The sequence below is a fragment of the Neisseria sp. P0019.S003 genome, assembly GCF_051957115.1.
Lineage (GTDB): Bacteria > Pseudomonadota > Gammaproteobacteria > Burkholderiales > Neisseriaceae > Neisseria > Neisseria flavescens_D.
Genome location: NZ_JBQCWT010000003.1, coordinates 35195 through 56015 on the forward strand (window position 1 = coordinate 35195; position 20821 = coordinate 56015).

The following is a 20821-nucleotide window of genomic DNA, read 5'->3' on the forward strand; positions in this document are numbered from 1 at the left end:
CTTAAACCTTAAGGCCGTCTGAAACGAAGAAATATCCACATAAACACATTTTTATTTTAACCACAGGTTAACCACTATGTTTTCCAACTACCTACTCAGCTTGGCAATATGGATACCCATCGCCGCAGGTGTGCTGGTTTTGGCGACCGGTAAAGACAGCCGTGCGCCGCTGGCGCGTGTGCTTGCCTTCATGGGTGCGCTTGCCGGTTTCTTGGTAACGCTGCCCCTGTTTACCGGTTTCGACCGTTTGAGCGGCGGCTATCAGTTTACCGAGTTCCACGAGTGGATTCCGCTTCTGAAAATCAACTATGCATTGGGCGTGGACGGTATTTCAGTGCTCTTTATCATCTTGAATGCGTTTATTACGCTGCTGGTGGTATTGGCCGGTTGGGAAGTCATTCAGAAACGTCCGGCGCAGTATATGGCCGCTTTCCTGATGATGTCGGGTTTGATTAACGGTGCGTTTGCCGCGCAGGATGCGATTCTGTTTTATGTGTTCTTCGAAGGTATGCTGATTCCGCTGTACCTGATTATCGGTGTATGGGGCGGTCCGCGCCGCGTCTATGCGTCGGTCAAGCTGTTCCTCTATACGCTGATGGGTTCGCTCTTGATGCTGGTTGCCATGGTTTACCTGTACTATCAAACAGGCAGCTTCTCTATTGTCGATTTCCAAAACATCAAACAGATTCCGTTGGGCGTACAACAGCTTTTGTTTGTAGCGTTCTTCCTGTCATTTGCCGTAAAAGTGCCGATGTTCCCTGTGCACACTTGGTTGCCGGATGCTCACGTTGAAGCGCCGACCGGCGGTTCGATGGTGTTGGCGGCAATTACGCTGAAACTGGGTGCGTATGGCTTCTTGCGCTTTATCCTGCCGATTATGCCGGATGCGGCACGCTATTTTGCCCCTGTGATCATCGTATTGAGCCTGATTGCCGTGATTTACATCGGTATGGTGGCTTTGGTGCAAACCGATATGAAAAAACTGGTGGCATACTCTTCCATCAGCCATATGGGTTTTGTCACTTTGGGTATGTTCCTGTTTGTGAACGGCCAACTGAATGATTGGGCATTGAAAGGCGCAATCATTCAAATGATTTCCCACGGTTTTGTGTCTGCCGCGATGTTTATGTGTATCGGCGTGATGTACGACCGCCTGCATACCCGCAATATTGCCGATTATGGCGGCGTGGTCAATGTGATGCCTAAGTTTGCGGCGTTTATGATGTTGTTCGGTATGGCCAATGCCGGTTTGCCTGCGACTTCCGGCTTCGTGGGCGAGTTTATGGTGATTATGGGTGCGGTTAAAGTGAATTTCTGGGTAGGCGCGTTGGCCGCTATGACCCTGATTTACGGTGCGTCTTATACCCTGTGGATGTACAAACGCGTTATTTTTGGTGCGATCCACAATCCGCACGTTGCCGAAATGAAAGACATCAATTGCCGCGAATTTGCGATTTTGGCGATTTTGGCGATTGCTGTTTTGGGCATGGGTCTGTATCCGCAAGCGTTTATCGAAGTGGTGCATCAAGCGGCAAACGATTTGATTGCCCATGTGGCACAAAGCAAGATTTGAGGTGTGTAAATGAACTGGTCTGATTTGAATTTAATGCCCGCCATGCCCGAAATCGTGCTGCTTGCGCTATTGGGTGTCGTATTGCTGGCAGACTTGTGGATTTGCGATAAAAACCGCTATCTGACCCATCTGATGAGTTTGGGAACGGTCATCATCGTAGCCGTCACCCAATTGGCGGTATGGGAGCAGGGCAGTGTCGATGCCTTTCACGGTATGTATATTGCAGACGGCATGTCCCGTTTGGCGAAGCTAGTGTTGTATGCGCTGACGTTTGGTCTGTTTATTTACAGTAAACCGTACAACCAAGACCGCCAAATTTTTAAAGGCGAGTTTTATACCTTGTCACTGTTTGCTCTGTTGGGTATGAGCGTCATGGTCAGCTCGGCACATTTCTTGACTGCGTATATCGGTTTGGAATTGTTGTCTTTATCGCTGTACGCCATGATTGCCCTGCGCCGTGATTCCGGTCGTTCTGCCGAGGCTGCGCTGAAATACTTCGTATTGGGCGCGTTGGCCTCCGGTTTGCTGCTCTATGGTATTTCCATGGTTTACGGCGCCACCGGTTCCCTTGATTTTGCTTCCGTCTTGGCTTCCGCTTTCAATGAGCAGGCCAATGAATGGTTGTTGAAATTGGGTATGGTGTTTATTGTGGTCGCCATTGCATTTAAATTGGGTGCGGTTCCATTCCATATGTGGGTGCCCGACGTGTACGATGGCGCGCCGACCTCTGTTACCGCCTTTGTGGGTACAGCTCCGAAAATTGCCGCTGTTGTCTTTGCATTCCGTATCCTTGTTACCGGTATGGGTACCATACATTCAGACTGGGCGCCGATGTTGGCTATCCTTGCCGTTGCTTCTTTGGTGGTCGGTAACCTTGCCGCCATCATGCAAACCAATATCAAACGTATGCTCGCCTACTCCACCGTATCGCACATGGGCTTTATCTTGTTGGCGTTTATGGCAGGCGCAGTCGGCTTTACCGCAGGCCTGTATTACGCCATTACCTATGCTTTGATGGCGGCAGTCAGCTTCGGCGTTTTGATGGTATTGTCCACCAAAGACATTGAGTGTGAAGACATCAAAGACCTCGCAGGCCTTAACCAACGCCATGCATGGTTCGCCTTCCTGATGTTGCTGTCTATGTTCTCCATGGCGGGTATTCCGCCGCTGATGGGTTTTTACGCCAAATTCGGCGTGATTATGGCACTCTTGAAACAAGGTTATGTTTGGTTGTCCGTATTTGCCGTCATCATGTCGCTGATTGGCGCGTTCTACTACCTGCGCGTGGTCAAAGTCATCTACTTCGATGCGCCTGATCATGACCAGCCAGTCGGCAGTAACTATGCCGCCAAATTTGTCCTGACGGTCAATGCCTTCCTGCTGCTCCTCTGGGGTATCATGCCGCAAACCGTTATCGACTGGTGCGCCAAAGCATTGGAAAATACCTTGTAAGCTTCAAACAAAACCAACGGCGGCTGTTCCAAAGTCGCCGTTTTTGTTAGGATTCGCATTCGGATGAAATATACCCAAAGTTCAGACGGCCTCAAGCCTTTGAACAATCATCAAGCAGGTATCATCAAGATATTGAATATCCCACGGATAATGATGGGCAAGAATGCCCATTTAACATGTTAAAATCACACGCAGGCCGTCTGAAAACAGAAAGACCATCATGACCGCATCCATGTACATTCTTTTGCTGTTGGCACTTATCTTTGCCAACGCACCATTTATTACCACCAAATTCTTCGGCATCATCGCCCTGAAACGCAAACACATCGGCCATCACTTGATCGAATTGTTGGCAGGCTTCCTTCTTACCGCGATTCTCGCCTATATCCTCGAATCGCGCGCCGGAGCCGTACATGCCCAAGATTGGGAGTTTTATGCGACCGTTGTCTGCCTCTACCTGATTTTTGCCTTCCCATGCTTCGTATGGCGTTACTTTTGGAATGAGCGGAATAGAGAGTAGGATTTGAATAAGGAAAAGGCCGTCTGAAAGATTTTCAGACGGCCTTGTATTTGAGAATGTAGGTGGCAATGACTACATCTTTGAGTTAGGTAGATATGGATTCAATAAAGACTTTATCTTCTTTTTGGATAAAAGTAGCGGAGAGACAATAATCTGTCTCATAAACACATCCCATAATTTTGACTTTATTTTTGTTTTTCCATTCAATACCGGCAACAATGGTCTCCAAAGGATAGTCTTTAGTTTCTGAGAAAGGCGTTACAGAACGAGATTTTGGTAATTGTGCCATTGTTACGGTTGTTTTGGGTATGCCGTTTTTTAAAATGGGAAACCAAAGAAAAGGGATGGACTCACCTTTCTTTTTATTCCATTGAGCAGAATATTTGCTAAAAGCAGTAATGGCATCGCTTAGTCCCCCTTGGTAAAAGCATCTTTGGCTTTCCCCAATCATTTCTTCTACGGGCTTTTTACAATGTAAGTTTCCAGCCAAAGAAAAAGAGGGGAGGATGAATAGAACTGTAAAAATAAGTTTTCGCATAATTAATACCCCGTATTTAGAGTCAGAAGACTGATGGAAAAGATAGAAAAGGCTTTTTTCATTTTTTATCTCTCAATGGTTGAATGAAATATAAGTCTTTAAAAGTGATTAAAAAGAAATCTCATATCGAGATTTCTTTACGTAGTTATGTGTAACATTTGCAAACATTGTAACATAGTAAATTCAATGCTACAGTTATTTGATATGTTTAATCAATTTAGATAATCGGTCATTATAACCGATTATCGGTATATTTCCCGAGGAAATTCATTTCGATTGAAAAGAGTAGAGTTGTTTATATCTATTAGCAATAAAATTCGTTCTTTGTGTGGATGGAAACAATGGTCTCAAGATAGAAGCTTAGTTTCCAAATAAATTCAGGAAAAGGCCGAGTTGATGTAGTTGCTTGAAACAATAAAGGCCGTCTGAAAGATTTTCAGACGGCCTTTATTTTGTTTGATGTTAAATATCGGTTAGAAAACAAGGCTGTTGGGGCGTAAAGCCTTGTCGTGGGGGCGGTTTAACGGTACTATTCTCGGTTAATCCTGTTTTATTCCTATGAAATTGAAAGTATAAGATGATTAATGATATTCAAAAGACAGCTGAAGGCAAAATGCAGCGTTCTCTGGAAGTATTGAAAGACAATTTGGCTAAAGTGCGTACCGGCCGTGCGCATACCGGCCTGCTCGACCAAGTGGAAGTGGAATACTGGGGCAGCATGGTGCCTGTGAGCCAAGTGGCAAACGTGACGCTTTTGGATGCGCGTACGATTGGGGTGAAACCTTTCGAGAGCAATATGGCTGCAAAAGTCGAGAAAGCGATCCGTGATTCCAACTTGGGCCTGAACCCTGCTTCTGTCGGCGATTTGATCCGTGTCCCTATGCCTATGTTGACTGAGGAACGCCGTAAAGATTTGATTAAAGTGGTACGCGGTGAGGCGGAAGAAGGTCGTGTGTCTATCCGCAATGTGCGCCGTGATGCAAATGACCACATCAAGAAATTGTTGAAAGACAAAGAGATTTCTGAAGATGAAGCCCGCCGTGGCGAGGAAGCAGTTCAGAAGTTGACCGACAAATATATTGCTGAGGCAGACAAGCTCTTGGCTGCCAAAGAAGAAGATTTGATGGCGATTTAATCCTGTGTGCAAACCGTTCAGACGGCCTTTGGACGGTTTGCTCCCTGAAAGGCAGACATGAAAAGCAGTACGCAGACGATTTTGGAACACTCTGCCATCCCTCGACATATTGCTGTGATTATGGACGGCAACGGACGTTGGGCAAAGAAGCGTTTTCTTCCCCGTGTGATGGGGCATAAGCGCGGCTTGGATGCGCTGGAGAACATGGTGAAGCATTGTGCTGAACTGGGTGTGCAGTATTTGACCGTGTTTGCTTTTTCGACTGAAAACTGGCGACGCCCCGAGGAAGAGGTTTCTTTTCTGATGGGGCTGTTTTTGCAGGCTTTGCAAAAGCAGGTACGCCGTTTGCACGACAACAATATGCGCTTGAGAGTCATCGGCAGCCGTGAGCGGTTTAACGCTGAAATTCTGAAGGGGATTGAGGCGGCAGAGGCGTTGACGGCAAACAATACCGGTTTGACTTTGAGCATTGCTGCCGATTATGGCGGCCGCTGGGATATTTTGCAGGCGGTAAATCAGTTGATTGCCGAGGGTGTCACTGAGATTACGGAAGAGGCGTTGTCGCGCTATTTGATGTTGGGCGATGCACCCGAGCCGGATTTGTTTATCCGAACCGGCGGCGAGACGCGCATCAGTAATTTCCTGCTGTGGCAGATGGCGTATGCGGAATTGTATTTTACGGATACGCTGTGGCCTGATTTTAATGAGAAATCGTTGAACGAGGCGATTACTTCGTTCCAAAAACGGGAACGCCGCTTCGGGCGGACTTCCGAACAGCTGCCGGTTGAGCAGCAACGGGGTTGAGAACTATGTTGAAACAACGGATTTTGACGGCGCTGTGGCTTTTGCCGCTGATGCTGGGTATGCTGTTTTATGCACCTATGTGGCTGTGGGCTGCGTTTTGCGGCCTGATTGCCATGCTGACTTTGTGGGAATATGCCCGCATGAGTGGCTTGGACAAGCTGAAAATCAATCATTATTTGGCTTCAACGCTGGTGTTTGGCGTGATTGCCTATGCCGGCGGTTGGCAGTTGCCTGATTTGGTTTGGTATGTTGTATTGGCGTTTTGGCTGATTGTCATGCCTTGGTGGCTGAAGGCGAAATGGAAGTTGAACGGCGGCTGGCAGGCTTACACGGTCGGTTGGTTGTTGGTGATGCCGTTTTGGTTTGCACTGGTTTACCTGCGCCCTCAGCCTGAGGACGCGCTGTCTTTATTGGCGATTATGGGCTTGGTGTGGGTTGCCGATATTGGCGCGTATTTCTGCGGCAAGTCGTTTGGCAAGCGCAAAATTGCGCCGACCATCAGCCCGGGTAAAAGCTGGGAAGGTGCGATCGGCGGCGCATTGTGCGTTGCCGTGTACATGACCATCGTATGGAAAGCCGGTTGGCTGGCTTTTGAAGCCGGGTGGTTCAAAACGATTTTGATCGGCTTGATTCTGACCGTTGTCAGCGTGTGCGGCGATTTGCTGGAAAGCTGGCTCAAACGTGCGGCCGGTATTAAAGACAGCAGCAATCTGTTGCCGGGACACGGCGGTGTGTTCGACCGTGTGGACAGCCTGATTGCCGTTATCAGCATTTATGCCGCCTTTGTATATTTGTTTTAAACCGCCTGTCTCATATCGTTGAGGGAGCTGATTATGTCCGAACAAAAACAGATTTCATCTTTATCGATCTTGGGCGTATTGTTGGCACTGGGATTGATGGCTGCGGCGTTTATTTTGGGCGTGCAGTTTAAGAATCTGCGTCAACCCGGGACGATTACCGTAAAAGGTTTGGCGGAGAAGAACTTCCAATCCGACAGCGCGACGTGGAATACAGGCGTGAACGCGCACGGCGAGAGCTATCAGGAAGTTTTGGATTTGCTGACGGCAAGACGCAAGAAGCTGTCTAAATTTTTGGGCGAGCAAGGCTTTACGGCGGCTGAAATGAAAGTGAGCCTGCCTGAAGTGTCGCGCGTTTTCAATGAAACTCGCGACGAACTGGGCAACGTAACCCGTACGCCCAATGGCTACGATGGCGACCTCAATATTGTGGTCAACACCAAAAAACTGGACAAAATCCAAGCCGCCCAGCGTGCCATTTTGAATTTCCGTGCGCAAAACGAATTTATCCGCTTCGACAATCCGCAATATTTGCTGGGCAATTTAGAAACCATCAAACGTGATTTGATCACGCAGGCGACTGAGGACGCGCAGAAACGCGCGGCCGAATTTGCCAAAACCGGCGGCGGCAAAGTGGGAGCCATGCGTTCTGCTTCGCAAGGCTCGTTCAATATCTATGCCGACACCGGTAGCAGCGAGGACGACGAGTACGGCGGTTCTTACGATAAAAGTACCGTCGGCAAACAAGTCCGATTGGTTGTTACCATCGAATACGGCATTGAGTAATTCTTTCAGACGGCCTTTTCAGCTGGGAGGCAAAAGGCCGTCTGAAAATTGGAAACGGCAAAGAAATCTATTTCAAACACAATGAATACCGTTTGCACAGCACATAAAGAACACACCATGACACAACAAGTTCTGACCATATTAGGCAGTACCGGCAGCATAGGCGAAAGCACTTTAGACGTTGTCTCCCGCCATCCCGAGAAATTCCGCGTGTTCGCGCTGGCAGGGCATAGGCAGGTGGACAAGTTGGCGGCGCAATGCAAACAGTTCCGCCCGGAATATGCCGTTGTCGGCGATGCCGGCCATGCCGCCGAGCTGGAAAAGAAACTCAAACAAGAAGGCATCAGTACGCAGGTTTTATATGGTTCTCAAGCCCTGATTGATGTCGCCTCTGCCGATGAAGTCAGCGGCGTGATGTGTGCCATTGTCGGCGCGGCCGGTTTGCCGTCGGCTTTGGCCGCTGCTCAAAAGGGCAAAACCATTTATCTGGCCAACAAAGAAACGCTGGTGGTTTCCGGCGCATTGTTCATGGAAACCGCCCGCCAAAACGGCGCCATCGTCTTGCCGATTGACAGCGAACACAACGCCATCTTCCAAGTATTGCCAAGGGATTATACAGGCCGTCTGAATGAGCACGGTATCAATTCGATTATCCTGACCGCATCGGGCGGACCCTTCCTTAACACCGATTTAAGTACATTTGACAGCATTACGCCCGAGCAGGCGGTCAAACATCCAAATTGGAGCATGGGGCGTAAAATTTCCGTTGATTCCGCGTCAATGATGAATAAGGGCTTGGAGTTGATTGAGGCGCATTGGCTGTTTAACTGTCCGCCGGAAAAACTGGAAGTCGTCATCCATCCGCAATCCGTAATACACAGCATGGTGCGTTATCGCGATGGTTCGGTATTGGCGCAGTTGGGTAATCCCGATATGCGTACGCCGATTGCTTATTGTTTAGGCCTGCCCGAACGTATCGATTCCGGTGTGGGCGAACTGGATTTCGGCGCATTGTCCGCATTGACCTTCCAAAAACCTGACTTTGACCGTTTCCCATGTCTGAAACTTGCCTATCAAGCCATGAATGCAGGCGGTGCCGCGCCTTGCGTGTTGAACGCCGCCAACGAAGTTGCCGTGGCCGCTTTTTTAGATAAACGTATTAAGTTTACCGATATTGCCAAAGTCGTTGCCCACTGCCTTGCCCAAGATTTTTCAGACAGTCGTCACGATATCGAAGGCCTGCTGGCTCAAGACGCGCAAACACGCAGGCAGGCAGAAGCCTTTATCGGCAAACAATAAAGCTTCAATGACAGGCCGTCTGAAACGCCAACCGCTTGGCATTTAGGCAGACAAAATGGAGCAACTGCCTTTATAATCGGTTTTCAGACGGCCTTATCCGTTGATTATTACATTCCACTCAGGGGATTTTTTTGCAAACCTTTTTAGCCTTTATCGTCGCCATTCTGATTTTGGTCAGCCTGCATGAGTTCGGACACTATATTGTTGCCCGCTGGTGCGGCGTTAAAGTCGTGCGCTTTTCCGTCGGCTTCGGTAAGCCCTTTTTCACTCGAAAACGCGGCGATACCGAGTGGTGTCTTGCCCCGATTCCGCTGGGCGGTTACGTTAAAATGGTCGATACGCGCGAAGGCGAGGTAGCAGAAGTAGATTTGCCGTACGCCTTTGACAAGCAGCATCCGGCCAAGCGCATCGCCATTGTCGCCGCCGGCCCTTTGACCAATTTGATTTTGGCCGTTTTGCTTTACGGTTTGAGCTTTTCCTTCGGCGTGACCGAGTTGCGCCCCTATGTCGGCATGGTTGAGCCTAGCAGTATTGCCGCCAAAGCAGGTTTTCAGGCAGGCGATAAAATTGTATCGGTCAACGGAATCGCCGTTAAAGACTGGAGCGATGCGCAAACCGAGATGGTGTTGAACCTTGAAGCCGGCCCTGTAAAAGTTGCTGTTCAGACGGCCTCAAATACCCAAGCCATCCGCATAATTGATGCCGCCGGCACGCCTGAAGCAGGTAAAGTTGCGAAAAACCAAGGCAACATCGGCCTTTTGCCTTTTAGAATTACTAACCGCATCGGTAAAGTCTTGGCTGATAGTCCGGCCGAAAAAGCAGGCTTGAAGGAAAACGACAAACTGCTGACCGCCGATGGGAAGCCCATCGAAAGCTGGCAGGCATGGACGGAACTCTTCCGCGCCAGCCCCGGCAAACGAATCGAGCTGACTTACGAGCGCGACGGTAAAATACGGGCGACCGCTATCCGGCCGGACAGCGTCGAGCAGTCGGCAGGCGTGTTGGTGGGTAGAGCAGGGCTTGCCGCCCAAGCGGATAAAGAGTGGGATAAAACCATCCGCTACCGTTATACGCCTTCCGTTGCCCAAGCCTTTGAATTGGGTTGGAACAAAACTGTCAACTATTCGTGGACGACCCTCAAATTTTTCGGAAAACTGGTTACAGGCAATGCCTCTTTGAACCATATTTCCGGCCCCCTGACCATTGCCGATGTCGCCGGACAATCCGCCAAACTCGGATTGCAGAGCTATCTTGAATTTCTGGCCTTGGTCAGCATCAGCTTAGGCGTGTTGAACCTTTTGCCCATACCCGTTTTAGACGGCGGACATTTGGTTTTCTATACCGCCGAATGGATACGCGGAAAGCCTTTGAGCGAGCGCATACAGGCAGTCGGCCTGCGCTTCGGACTGGCAGCCATGCTTTTGATGATGGCTGTGGCTTTCTTTAATGACATCAACCGTTTGTTTGGATAATTTATGAAACTGAACCAGATTGCTTCCGCTTTAATGGTATTGAGCCTGTCGCCAATGGCATTGGCTGACTTTACCATTCAGGACATCCGCGTCGAAGGCCTGCAACGCACCGAGCCGAGTACCGTCTTCAACTACCTGCCCGTTAAAGTCGGTGATAATTTCAATGATGCGCGCAGTGAAGAAATCATCAAAAAACTCTACGCAACCGGTTTCTTTGACGACGTACGCGTCGAAACCATGGACAATCAAGTCCTGCTGACCGTGATTGAGCGTCCGACCATCAGCTCGCTCAATATTACCGGCGCGAAAATGCTGCAAAACGATGCCATCAAGAAAAACCTTGAAGCTTTCGGTTTGGCGCAATCCCAATACTTCAACCAAGCAACGCTGAACCAAGCCGTTGCCGGTTTGAAAGAAGAGTATTTGAGCCGTGGCAAACAGTCTGTCCAAATCACTCCGACCGTAACCAAACTCGCCCGCAACCGAGTATCTATCGATATTGCCATCGAAGAGGGCAAATCTACCAAGATTACCGATATTTCATTTGAAGGCAACGAAGTTTATTCCGACCGCCGTCTGATGAAACAAATGTCCCTGAGCGAAGGCGGCATGTGGACTTGGATTACCAAGAGCAACCAGTTCAATGAGCAAAAATTTGCTCAGGACATGGAAAAAGTCACCAATTTCTACCAAAACAACGGCTACTTCAACTTCCGCATTTTGGATACCGATATCCAAACCAACGAAGACAAAACCAAGCAGACCATTAAAGTAACCGTCAGCGAAGGCGACCGCTTCCGCTGGGGCAATGTACGCATCGAAGGCGATACGCTGGAAGTGCCGAAAGAAGATTTGGAAAAACTGCTGACCATGAAGCCGGGCAAATGGTACGAGCGCGCGCAAATGTCCAATTCGCTCGAAGCCATCCAAAACCGCATGGGTCAGGCAGGTTACGCATTCAGCGAAATCAATGTCCAACCGATTCCCAATGCTGAAACGCATACCGTTGATTTTGTGTTGACCGTTCAACCGGGCCGCAAAATCTATGTAAACGAAATCAACATTACCGGCAACAACAAAACCCGTGACGAAGTCATCCGCCGTGAGTTGCGCCAAATGGAATCGGCGCCTTACGACTCTGCCAAACTGCAACGTTCTAAAGAGCGCGTTGAGTTGTTGGGCTATTTCGACAACGTTCAATTTGATGCGGTTCCTGTGGCCAATACGCCTGACCAAGTTGACCTGAACATGAGCCTGACCGAACGTTCTACCGGCTCGCTCGACTTGAGCGCGGGTTGGGTTCAGGATACCGGTTTGGTAATGTCTGCCGGTGTGGCTCAAGACAACCTGTTCGGTACGGGTAAATCCGTTGCCCTGCGCGCTTCCCGCAGTAAAACCACAGTAAACGGCTCATTGTCGTTTACCGACCCATACTTCACACCTGACGGCGTAAGCTTGGGCTACGACCTTTATGGTAAGACTTACGACCCGCGTAAAGCTTCTTCCAGCGCGAAACAATATAAAACCACAACTTTCGGCGGCGGTTTGCGTATCGGTATTCCGGTTACCGAATATGACCGTGTGAACTTCGGTTTGGCCGCAGAGCGTCTGACCGTGAACACCTACAAAGGTGCGCCTAAACGCTATGCCGACTTTATCAACCAATACGGTAAAGGCGACGGTAGCGGTGTGGGTAACTTCAAAGGCTGGTTGTACAAAGGTACCATCGGCTGGGGCCGCAACAAAACTGACAATGCCTTGTGGCCGACCCGCGGTTACCTGACCGGCGTAAACGGCGAAATCGCTTTGCCGGGCAGCGACCTGCAATACTACACCCTGACCCACAACCAAACTTGGTTCTTCCCGTTGAGCAAAGATTTCACATTGATGCTGGGTGGCGAAGTCGGTTATGGCAACGGCTACGGTAAAACCAAAACCATGCCGTTCTTTGAAAACTTCTACGGCGGCGGCTTAGGTTCTGTCCGCGGCTTTGAAAGCGGTACGCTGGGCCCGAAAGTCTATGACGAATACGGAGAAAAAATCAGCTACGGCGGTAACAAAAAAGCCAACGTTTCCGCAGAGTTGCTCTTCCCGATGCCGGGTATTAAAGACTCGCGTACTGTCCGTCTGAGCCTGTTTGCCGATGCAGGCAGCGTGTGGGACGGCAAAACCTACAACGACAGCAGCAGCAATTCTTATTACACCAATGGTGCGCTCCAAAACGTGTATGGCGTAGGCACAACGCACAAATCGACATTCAAAAACGAATTGCGTTACTCTGCCGGTGCTGCCGTGACCTGGCTCTCTCCGCTGGGTCCGATGAAGTTCAGTTATGCTTATCCGATTAAGAAAAAAGAAGGCGACGAAATCCAACGCTTCCAATTCCAACTCGGTACGACATTCTGATGATGTTTAGGCCGTCTGAAACCGGGTTTGTCCGTTTCAGACGGCCTCATGGCAGATTGGCGGCAAGTTTATTGCAAACCGCCCGTTTGTTTTCAAGCAAGGATTTTTATCATGAGTAAAATAGCCGACACCCTCCGTGTCCTCGCCGTAGCCCTGCCGGGTTTCGTGCTGTTGCCGCAAGCGGCGGCGGATGGCGTGCAGAAAATCGGTTTTATCAATACCGAGCGCGTTTATCAGGAATCCAAGCAGGCGCAAAGCATTCAGACGACTTTGGAAAAAGAGTTCAAAAGCCGTCAAACCGCCTTGCAAAAGCTGCAGCAGGAAGGCGAGGCTTTGGAGCAAAAACTGAGTAGCGACAAGCTCAGCGACAGCCAAAGGGAAGCGGAAACCCAAAAGTGGCGCAATCTGGTACAGAAATTCCGCAAGCAGCAGGCTGAGTTGGCAGAAGACTACAACCTGCGCCGCAATGAAGAATTCGCTGCGCTCCAGCAAAATGCCAACCGCGTCATCGTCGATTTGGCCAAACGCGAAGGTTACGACTTCATCTTGCAGGACGTGATTTACGTCAACGGCCGCTACGACATTACCGACAGCGTTATCAAAGCCCTAAATGCACACTGACCCTGCTCGGCAGCGAATGTGATATACAGACAAACCTAAGGCCGTCTGAAACCCAAACCGGTATCTTTCAGACGGCCTGACATCTTGACGGCAGATTATCATGACTTCACAAGCATACACCCTGTCCCAAATCGTTTCCCAACTCGGCGGCGAATGGAAAGGCGAAGACATCGCCATTACCGCCGTCCGTCCGTTGGATCAGGCGCAGGCGGAACACATCAGCTTTTTGGCCAACCCGAAATACAAAGCCGAAGTACACGACAGCCAAGCAGGCGCAGTGATTGTGTCGCCGAAAGCCGCAGACGAATTTGCAGGCCGCAACCTGATTGTGGCTGCCGACCCTTATCTTTATTTTGCCAAAGTGGCACGATTGTTCTCACCAATTGTCAAAGCACAGGGCAGCGTACATCCGACCGCCGTTGTCGAGGCAAGCGCCAAAGTACCGGCAAGCTGCGAAATCGGCGCGAATGCCTATATCGGCGCGAATGCCGTATTGGGCGAAGGCTGCCGTATTTTGGCCAATGCCGTTGTCCAACACGATTGCACGTTGGGCGATGAAGTCGTGCTGCATCCCAACTCTGTCATCTATTACGGCTGCACTCTGGGCAACCGTGTCGAAATCCACAGCGGCGCAGTCATCGGCGCGGACGGTTTCGGCTTGGCCTTTGCCGGCGATTCATGGTTTAAAATTCCGCAAACCGGCGCAGTCACGCTGGGCGATGATGTGGAAATCGGTTCGAACACCAATATCGACCGCGGCGCAATGAGCGACACGACCGTCGGCAACGGCACCAAAATCGACAACCAAGTCCAAATCGGCCACAACTGCAAAATCGGTTCGCACACCGTTATCGCCGCCAAAACCGGTATTTCCGGCAGCGTCACCATCGGCAATTATTGTATTATCGGCGGCGGCGTCGGCACGGTCGGACACATCGAAATCGCCGATAAAACCACCATCGGCGGCGGTACATCCGTTACCCACAGCATTACCGAAAGCGGCCAGCATTTGGCCGGTATTTTCCCGATGTCGGGCTACAAAGACTGGGCGCGCAATGCCGTTTATATCCACCGTTTGAGCGAAATGAACAAACGCCTCAAAATGCTGGAAAAACAGCTTGCCGACAGCGACGAAGCCTAAAGGCGGTGCAAACAGTCTGCGCCCCGCATCCGAATACGTTTAAACCCAATACAAACAAGGAAAGACGAACATCATGGACGTACAACTCCCGATCGAAGCCAAAGACATCCAAAAACTTATCCCACACCGTTATCCGTTTTTGCAACTCGACCGCATTACTGCGTTCGAACCGATGAAAACCCTGACTGCGATTAAAAACGTCACCATGAACGAGCCGCAGTTCCAAGGCCACTTTCCCGACCTGCCCGTGATGCCCGGCGTGTTGATTATCGAAGCCATGGCGCAAGCGTGCGGTACACTCGCCATCCTCAGTGAAGGCGGCCGCAAAGAAAACGAATTCTTCTTCTTCGCCGGTATCGATGACGCCCGTTTCAAACGCCAAGTCATCCCCGGCGACCAACTGGTTTTTGAAGTCGAGCTGTTGACCAACAAACGCGGTATCGGCAAATTCAACGCCGTTGCCAAAGTCGACGGCCAAGTTGCCGTTGAAGCCGTGATTATGTGCGCCAAACGCGTGGTGTAAGAATGGGACAGGCCGTCTGAAAGTTCAAACGGCATCTTGCAGGCAATACCTGTATCAGACAGCAAGGAGACAGCATGACCCTTATCCATCCGACCGCCGTCATCGACCCTAAAGCCGAACTCGACTCCAGCGTCAAAGTCGGCCCATACAGCATCATCGGCCCCAATGTCCAAATCGGTGCGAATACCGAAATCGGCCCGCACGTCGTCATCAACGGCCATACGACCATCGGTGAAAACAACCGCATTTTCCAATTTGCCAGCCTCGGTGAAATTCCGCAGGACAAAAAATACCGCGACGAACCGACCAAGCTGATTATCGGCAACGGCAACACCATCCGCGAATTTACGACGTTCAACCTCGGCACGGTCACCGGCATCGGCGAAACCCGTATCGGCGACGACAACTGGATTATGGCCTACTGCCACCTCGCCCATGACTGCGTGGTCGGCAACCATACTATCTTCGCCAACAACGCCTCACTCGCAGGTCACGTTACCATCGGCGACTACGTCGTCTTGGGCGGCTACACGCTGGTGTTCCAGTTCTGCCAAATCGGCGACTACGCCATGACCGCGTTTGCCGCCGGCGTACACAAAGACGTACCGCCATACTTTATGGCTGCAGGCTACCGCGCCGAACCGGCCGGCCTCAACAGCGAAGGTATGCGCCGCAACGGTTTCACCGCCGAACAGATTGCCTCTGTCAAAGATGTGTATAAAACCATTTACCATCGCGGCATTCCGTTTGAAGAGGCCAAGGCAGACATTCTGAAACGTGCCGAAACCCAAAGCGAATTGGCGGTATTTAAAGACTTTTTTGCACAATCCACACGCGGCATTATCCGTTGATGGATGGATTGAAGGCCGTCTGAAACTTTTTCAGACGGCCTTTGGATTGCAAAAATCCGATCAGCGGGACAGGTTTCCTGTCCGTTTGCTGCCGATGCCGTCTGAAAACGGGCGGGCAAATGTTTGCCTCAAAATCTTTTAGCTTCCGAACCTAAATAACACATGAACTCCAATCCCTCCCCCCTTATCGCCATCAGCGTCGGCGAAGCTTCCGGCGACTTGCTCGGCGCACACTTAATCCGTGCCATTAAGGCGCGTTGCCCGAATGCGCGGTTTACCGGCATCGGCGGCGAGCGCATGAAGGCGGAGGGTTTCGAGAGTTTGTACGATCAGGAAAAGCTGGCGGTACGCGGTTTTGTTGAGGTCATCAAACGCCTACCGCAGATTTTGAAAATCCGCAAAGGGCTGGTGAACGATTTGCTCCGCCTCAAGCCGGATGTGTTTATCGGCATCGATGCGCCGGACTTTAATCTCGGCGTGGCGGAAAAACTCAAGCAGGCAGGCATTCATACCATTCATTACGTCAGCCCGTCGGTTTGGGCGTGGCGGCGCGAACGGGTCAATAAAATCGTACATCAGGTCAACCGCGTGTTGTGCCTGTTTCCGATGGAGCCTCAGCTTTATATCGACGTCGGCGGCAAGGCTGAGTTTGTCGGCCATCCGATGGCACAGACCATGCCCGTGGAAGCGGATAGAGCGGCGGCGCGGCAGAAGCTGGGCGTTCCTGTGGACGTACCCGTGTTTGCCATATTGCCCGGCAGCCGCGTGAGCGAAATCGATTACATGGCGGCGGTGTTTTTTCAGACGGCCTTATTGCTGCTGAAACGTTATCCGCAGGCACAGTTTTTGCTGCCTGTGGCAACGGCCGCAACGCGCAAACGCATTAGCGAAATTTTGGCGCAGCCTGAGTTCGCAGCCCTTCCCATCACGCTGACCGACAAGCAGTCGGATACGGTTTGCACCGCTGCCGACGTGGTATTGGTCACTAGCGGTACGGCGACTTTGGAAGTGGCCTTGTGCAAGCGGCCTATGGTCATCAGCTACAAAATTTCGCCGCTGACTTATGCGTATGTGAAAAACAAAATCAAAGTGCCGCATGTCGGTTTGCCTAATATTCTATTGGGTAAAGCCGCCGTTCCCGAGCTGCTGCAACACGATGCCGTCCCTGAAAAACTGGCGCAGGCCGTTGCAGACTGGTATGACCGCCCTGAGGCCGTGGCCGCGTTGGAACAGGATTTCCACGCCTTGCATCTGCTGTTGAAAAAAGATACGGCGGCATTGGCGGCGGCCGCAGTATTGGAAGAAGCCGGATTTTCAGACGGCCTGAAAGACAAGTAAGGAAAATACATGAATTTATTGGGAGCCTTGGCCAAGGTTGGCAGCCTGACGATGGTGTCGCGCATTTTGGGTTTTGTGCGCGATACGATTATTGCTCGTGCGTTTGGTGCAGGCATGGCGACAGATGCGTTTTTTGTCGCGTTTAAACTGCCCAACCTGCTGCGGCGCGTGTTTGCAGAGGGCGCATTTGCCCAAGCCTTCGTGCCGATTTTGGCTGAATACAAAGAAACCCGCTCGCCCGAAGCCACGCAGGCGTTTGTGCGTCATGTGGCCGGTATGTTGTCGTTTGTGTTGGTCATCGTTACTGCGCTGGGCATACTTGCCGCGCCGTGGGTGATTTATGTTTCTGCACCCGGTTTTGCCAAAGAAGCCGATAAATTTCAGCTCTCCATCGACTTGCTGCGGGTGACGTTTCCTTATATCTTTTTGATTTCCTTGTCGTCTTTTGTCGGTTCGATACTCAATTCCTATCATAAATTCGGTATTCCCGCCTTTACGCCGACATTTTTGAACATTTCCTTTATCGTCTTTTCCCTGTTTTTTGTACCGTATTTTGATCCGCCTGTTATGGCTTTGGCGTGGGCGGTATTTGTCGGCGGCGTGTTGCAGTTGGTGTTCCAACTGCCTTGGTTGGCGAAACTGGGCTTCTTGAAAATGCCCAAATTCAGCTTTAAAGACGCAGCGGTCAACCGCGTAATGAAACAGATGGCGCCGGCTATTTTGGGCGTGAGCGTGGCGCAGATTTCCTTGGTTATCAACACCATTTTTGCCTCATTTTTGCAGTCCGGCAGCGTGTCATGGATGTATTACGCCGACCGGTTGATGGAATTGCCGACCGGCGTTTTGGGCGTGGCACTCGGTACAATCTTGCTGCCTACCTTGTCCAAACACGCCGCCAGTCAGGATACCGAGCAGTTTTCCGGCCTGCTCGACTGGGGTTTGCGCCTGTGTATGCTGCTGACCCTGCCTGCCGCCGTCGGCCTTGCTGTGTTGTCTTTCCCTTTGGTTACGACCTTGTTCATGTACCGTGAATTTACGCTGCACGATGCGCAAATGACCCAACACGCGCTGATTGCCTATTCCTTCGGCTTGATCGGTCTGATTATGATTAAAGTGTTGGCTCCCGGTTTCTATGCGCGCCAAAACATCAAAACCCCCGTTAAAGTCGCTATTTTCACGCTGATTTGCACGCAGTTGATGAACCTTGCCTTCATTTCGCCGCTCAAACACGTCGGTCTGTCCCTTGCTATCGGTTTGGGCGCGTGTCTGAATGCAGGTTTGCTGTTTTTCCTTTTGCGCAAACACGGCATCTATCGCCCCGGTAAAGGTTGGGCAGCGTTTTTGGTTAAAATGGTCATCTCTTTGGTCGTCATGGGCGGCGGTTTGTGGCTGGCGCAATATTATCTGCCGTTTGAATGGGTACACGTCGGCGGCTTTAAAAAAGCAGGACAACTCTGCGTCCTGATTGCCTTGGGCGGCGGTCTCTACTTCGTTTCCCTAGCCGCGCTCGGCTTCCGTCCGCACCATTTCCGCAGGGTAGAAAAATAAGCAGCAGGGCGTATGTTGCTTGGTTTAAAGACTAATCATTAAAAAGGCCGTCTGAAACATTTTCAGACGGCCTTTTCTTGCTTTATGTTTTAACTGTAAAGCTTCGCTCCTTTTTTGACGAACTCAATCGCTTTTTCTTCCATGCCCTGCCGTTGGGCTTTTTGCTTGTCGGCATAGTCGCGCACTTCCTGCGTGATTTTCATCGAGCAGAATTTGGGGCCGCACATCGAGCAGAAGTGGGCGATTTTCGCGCCCTCGGCTGGCAGGGTTTCGTCGTGGAAGCTTTCGGCGCGTTCGGGGTCGAGGCTGAGGCGGAATTGGTCGCGCCAGCGGAACTCGAAACGCGCTTTGCTCAGGGCGTTGTCGCGTAATTGTGCACCCGGCCAGCCTTTGGCGAGGTCGGCGGCATGGGCGGCGAGTTTGTAGGTGATGATGCCGGTGCGCACGTCTTCTTTATCGGGCAGGCCGAGATGCTCTTTCGGGGTAACGTAGCAGAGCATGGCTGTGCCGTACCAGCCGATATTGGTTGCGCCTATGCCCGAGGTGATGTGGTCGTAGCCGGGGGCGATGTCGGTAACGAGCGGGCCGAGGGTGTAGAAAGGCGCTTCAAAGCAGTGTTGCAGCTCTTCGGTCATATTTTCTTTGACGCGTTGTAACGGTACATGGCCCGGGCCTTCGATCATGACTTGGACGTCGTGTTCCCACGCTTTGGCGGTCAATTCGCCCAAGGTGTGCAGCTCGGCAAATTGGGATTCGTCGTTGGCATCGGCAATGCAGCCGGGGCGCAGGCCGTCGCCGAGGCTGAACGATACGTCGTAGGCTTTCATGATTTCGCAGATTTCGTCGAAATGTGTGTAGAGGAAGTTTTCCTGATGATGGGCAAGGCACCATTTCGCCATGATGGAACCGCCGCGCGATACGATGCCGGTGAGGCGGTCGGCCGTCATTGGCACATAGCGCAGCAATACGCCTGCGTGCATGGTGAAATAGTCCACGCCTTGTTCTGCCTGCTCGATTAAGGTGTCGCGTACCAAATCCCAAGTCAGGTCTTCGGCGATGCCGCCGGTTTTTTCCAATGCTTGGTAAATCGGCACGGTGCCGATGGGGACGGGCGCGTTGCGGATAATCCATTCGCGTGTTTCGTGGATGTGTGCGCCTGTGGATAAGTCCATAATCGTGTCCGCGCCCCAACGCAGCGACCACACCATTTTTTCGACTTCTTCGGTCAGGCTGGAAGTGACGGCGGAGTTGCCTAAGTTGCCGTTGATTTTGACGCGGAAGTTGCGGCCGATAATCATCGGTTCGAGTTCGGGGTGGTTGATGTTGGCAGGGATAATCGCGCGTCCGGCGGCGATTTCTTGGCGCACGAATTCAGGCGTGATTTGGTCGGGATGGGTCGGGATATTCGCGCCGAAACTTTGCCCTGCGTGTTGTTTCAAGAGCTTGGCGTATTCAGGCTGTCTGAAAAGCTCGTCCAGCTTCATGCGTTCGCGTATGGCGACAAACTCCATTTCGGGCGTAATGATGCCTTGGCGGGCGTAGTGGAGCTGGGTTACGTTACGGCCTGCTTTGGCGCGGCGCGGGCGGGTAATTTGGTTGAAACGCAGATGGGCGGTTTTCGGATCGTGCGCGCGTTCAGTGCCGTATTCGCTGGAGAGTTTGGGCAGGATTTCGGTATCGCCGCGTTCGTCCAGCCATGCAGTGCGGACGTGCGGCAAACCCTGTTTCAGGTCGATGTGTGCTGCCGGATCGCCGTATGCGCCGCTGGTGTCGTACACTGGAATTGGTGGATTGGCTTCCGTACCTTGCGCCGTGTAGGTGTCGTCCTGACGGATTTCGCGCAAAGGCACGCGGATGTCGGCGCGGCTGCCTGGGATATAGACGCGGTCGGAATTGGGATATTGGAAGCGGATGCCGATGTCTTCGCTCAAGTCGGAAAGACGGCGTGCCTCATCGCCGGTTTTTTTAGCGGTAGTCATAAAAAATTGCTCCTGTTTCTCGGTTATGAAATGGAAAC

Annotated in this window: 18 protein-coding genes; 16 read left to right on the forward strand and 2 right to left on the reverse strand. The window is 51.3% G+C overall.

All coding sequences use genetic code 11. The annotated features are described in order from the left end of the window. Positions 1-76 precede the first annotated feature (76 nt). The 3 genes from ACTHTS_RS05595 to ACTHTS_RS05605 all read left to right on the forward strand — a co-directional run bounded on the left by ACTHTS_RS05595 (position 77) and on the right by ACTHTS_RS05605 (position 3545). Positions 77-1573 (forward strand): NADH-quinone oxidoreductase subunit M, encoded by a 1497-nt coding sequence (locus ACTHTS_RS05595; protein ID WP_107868227.1) that lies wholly within the window; start codon positions 77-79, stop codon positions 1571-1573. 9 nt (positions 1574-1582) lie between these two features. After that, positions 1583-3025, forward strand: a complete 1443-nt coding sequence (gene nuoN / locus ACTHTS_RS05600) for an NADH-quinone oxidoreductase subunit NuoN (protein ID WP_440369467.1) — start codon at positions 1583-1585, stop codon at positions 3023-3025. A gap of 220 nt (positions 3026-3245) precedes the next feature. Beyond that, positions 3246-3545 carry a DUF2818 family protein gene (locus ACTHTS_RS05605; RefSeq protein WP_003686671.1) on the forward strand — a complete coding sequence of 100 codons (300 nt, stop codon included), beginning with the start codon at positions 3246-3248 and terminating at the stop codon, positions 3543-3545. An 85-nt stretch (positions 3546-3630) separates the two neighbouring features. Here ACTHTS_RS05605 and ACTHTS_RS05610 read toward each other — a convergent pair whose 3' ends face one another. Then, positions 3631-4083, reverse strand: a complete 453-nt coding sequence (locus ACTHTS_RS05610) for a hypothetical protein (protein ID WP_036493924.1) — start codon at positions 4081-4083, stop codon at positions 3631-3633. A 577-nt stretch (positions 4084-4660) separates the two neighbouring features. Between ACTHTS_RS05610 and frr the strand changes: the two genes are divergently transcribed. The 13 genes from frr to murJ all read left to right on the forward strand — a co-directional run bounded on the left by frr (position 4661) and on the right by murJ (position 18804). Beyond that, positions 4661-5218 carry a ribosome recycling factor gene (frr, locus tag ACTHTS_RS05615; RefSeq protein WP_003686718.1) on the forward strand — a complete coding sequence of 186 codons (558 nt, stop codon included), beginning with the start codon at positions 4661-4663 and terminating at the stop codon, positions 5216-5218. Between the two features lie 57 nt (positions 5219-5275). Then, a complete protein-coding gene (locus ACTHTS_RS05620) occupies positions 5276-6022 on the forward strand; it encodes an isoprenyl transferase (RefSeq protein WP_440369468.1) in 747 nt (248 codons plus the stop codon). A 5-nt stretch (positions 6023-6027) separates the two neighbouring features. Beyond that, positions 6028-6822, forward strand: a complete 795-nt coding sequence (locus ACTHTS_RS05625) for a phosphatidate cytidylyltransferase (RefSeq protein WP_107848598.1) — start codon at positions 6028-6030, stop codon at positions 6820-6822. 33 nt (positions 6823-6855) lie between these two features. After that, complete coding sequence (locus ACTHTS_RS05630) at positions 6856-7605, forward strand: SIMPL domain-containing protein (protein WP_440369469.1); 750 nt, start codon at positions 6856-6858, stop codon at positions 7603-7605. A 117-nt stretch (positions 7606-7722) separates the two neighbouring features. Then, positions 7723-8904, forward strand: coding sequence for a 1-deoxy-D-xylulose-5-phosphate reductoisomerase (ispC, locus tag ACTHTS_RS05635; RefSeq protein WP_440369470.1), 1182 nt, complete (start codon positions 7723-7725; stop codon positions 8902-8904). Between the two features lie 131 nt (positions 8905-9035). Further along, on the forward strand, positions 9036-10376 hold the full coding sequence (rseP, locus tag ACTHTS_RS05640; RefSeq protein ID WP_440369471.1) for an RIP metalloprotease RseP: 1341 nt from the start codon (positions 9036-9038) through the stop codon (positions 10374-10376). A 3-nt stretch (positions 10377-10379) separates the two neighbouring features. After that, positions 10380-12782, forward strand: a complete 2403-nt coding sequence (gene bamA, locus ACTHTS_RS05645) for an outer membrane protein assembly factor BamA (RefSeq protein WP_440369472.1) — start codon at positions 10380-10382, stop codon at positions 12780-12782. A 111-nt stretch (positions 12783-12893) separates the two neighbouring features. Next, on the forward strand, positions 12894-13403 hold the full coding sequence (locus ACTHTS_RS05650; protein ID WP_070649352.1) for an OmpH family outer membrane protein: 510 nt from the start codon (positions 12894-12896) through the stop codon (positions 13401-13403). Positions 13404-13503: 100 nt separating this feature from the next. Then, positions 13504-14544, forward strand: a complete 1041-nt coding sequence (lpxD, locus tag ACTHTS_RS05655) for a UDP-3-O-(3-hydroxymyristoyl)glucosamine N-acyltransferase (protein ID WP_440369473.1) — start codon at positions 13504-13506, stop codon at positions 14542-14544. A gap of 73 nt (positions 14545-14617) precedes the next feature. Further along, positions 14618-15067, forward strand: a complete 450-nt coding sequence (fabZ, locus tag ACTHTS_RS05660; protein WP_003681704.1) for a 3-hydroxyacyl-ACP dehydratase FabZ — start codon at positions 14618-14620, stop codon at positions 15065-15067. A gap of 74 nt (positions 15068-15141) precedes the next feature. Further along, positions 15142-15918, forward strand: a complete 777-nt coding sequence (lpxA, locus tag ACTHTS_RS05665) for an acyl-ACP--UDP-N-acetylglucosamine O-acyltransferase (protein ID WP_003681706.1) — start codon at positions 15142-15144, stop codon at positions 15916-15918. Between the two features lie 162 nt (positions 15919-16080). Then, complete coding sequence (gene lpxB / locus ACTHTS_RS05670; protein WP_440369474.1) at positions 16081-17256, forward strand: lipid-A-disaccharide synthase; 1176 nt, start codon at positions 16081-16083, stop codon at positions 17254-17256. A 9-nt stretch (positions 17257-17265) separates the two neighbouring features. Then, positions 17266-18804 (forward strand): murein biosynthesis integral membrane protein MurJ, encoded by a 1539-nt coding sequence (murJ, locus tag ACTHTS_RS05675; protein ID WP_440369475.1) that lies wholly within the window; start codon positions 17266-17268, stop codon positions 18802-18804. Positions 18805-18893: 89 nt separating this feature from the next. Here murJ and thiC read toward each other — a convergent pair whose 3' ends face one another. Continuing rightward, entirely contained in the window at positions 18894-20783 is a 1890-nt protein-coding gene (thiC, locus tag ACTHTS_RS05680; RefSeq protein ID WP_440369476.1) for a phosphomethylpyrimidine synthase ThiC, read from the reverse strand. Positions 20784-20821 lie beyond the last annotated feature (38 nt).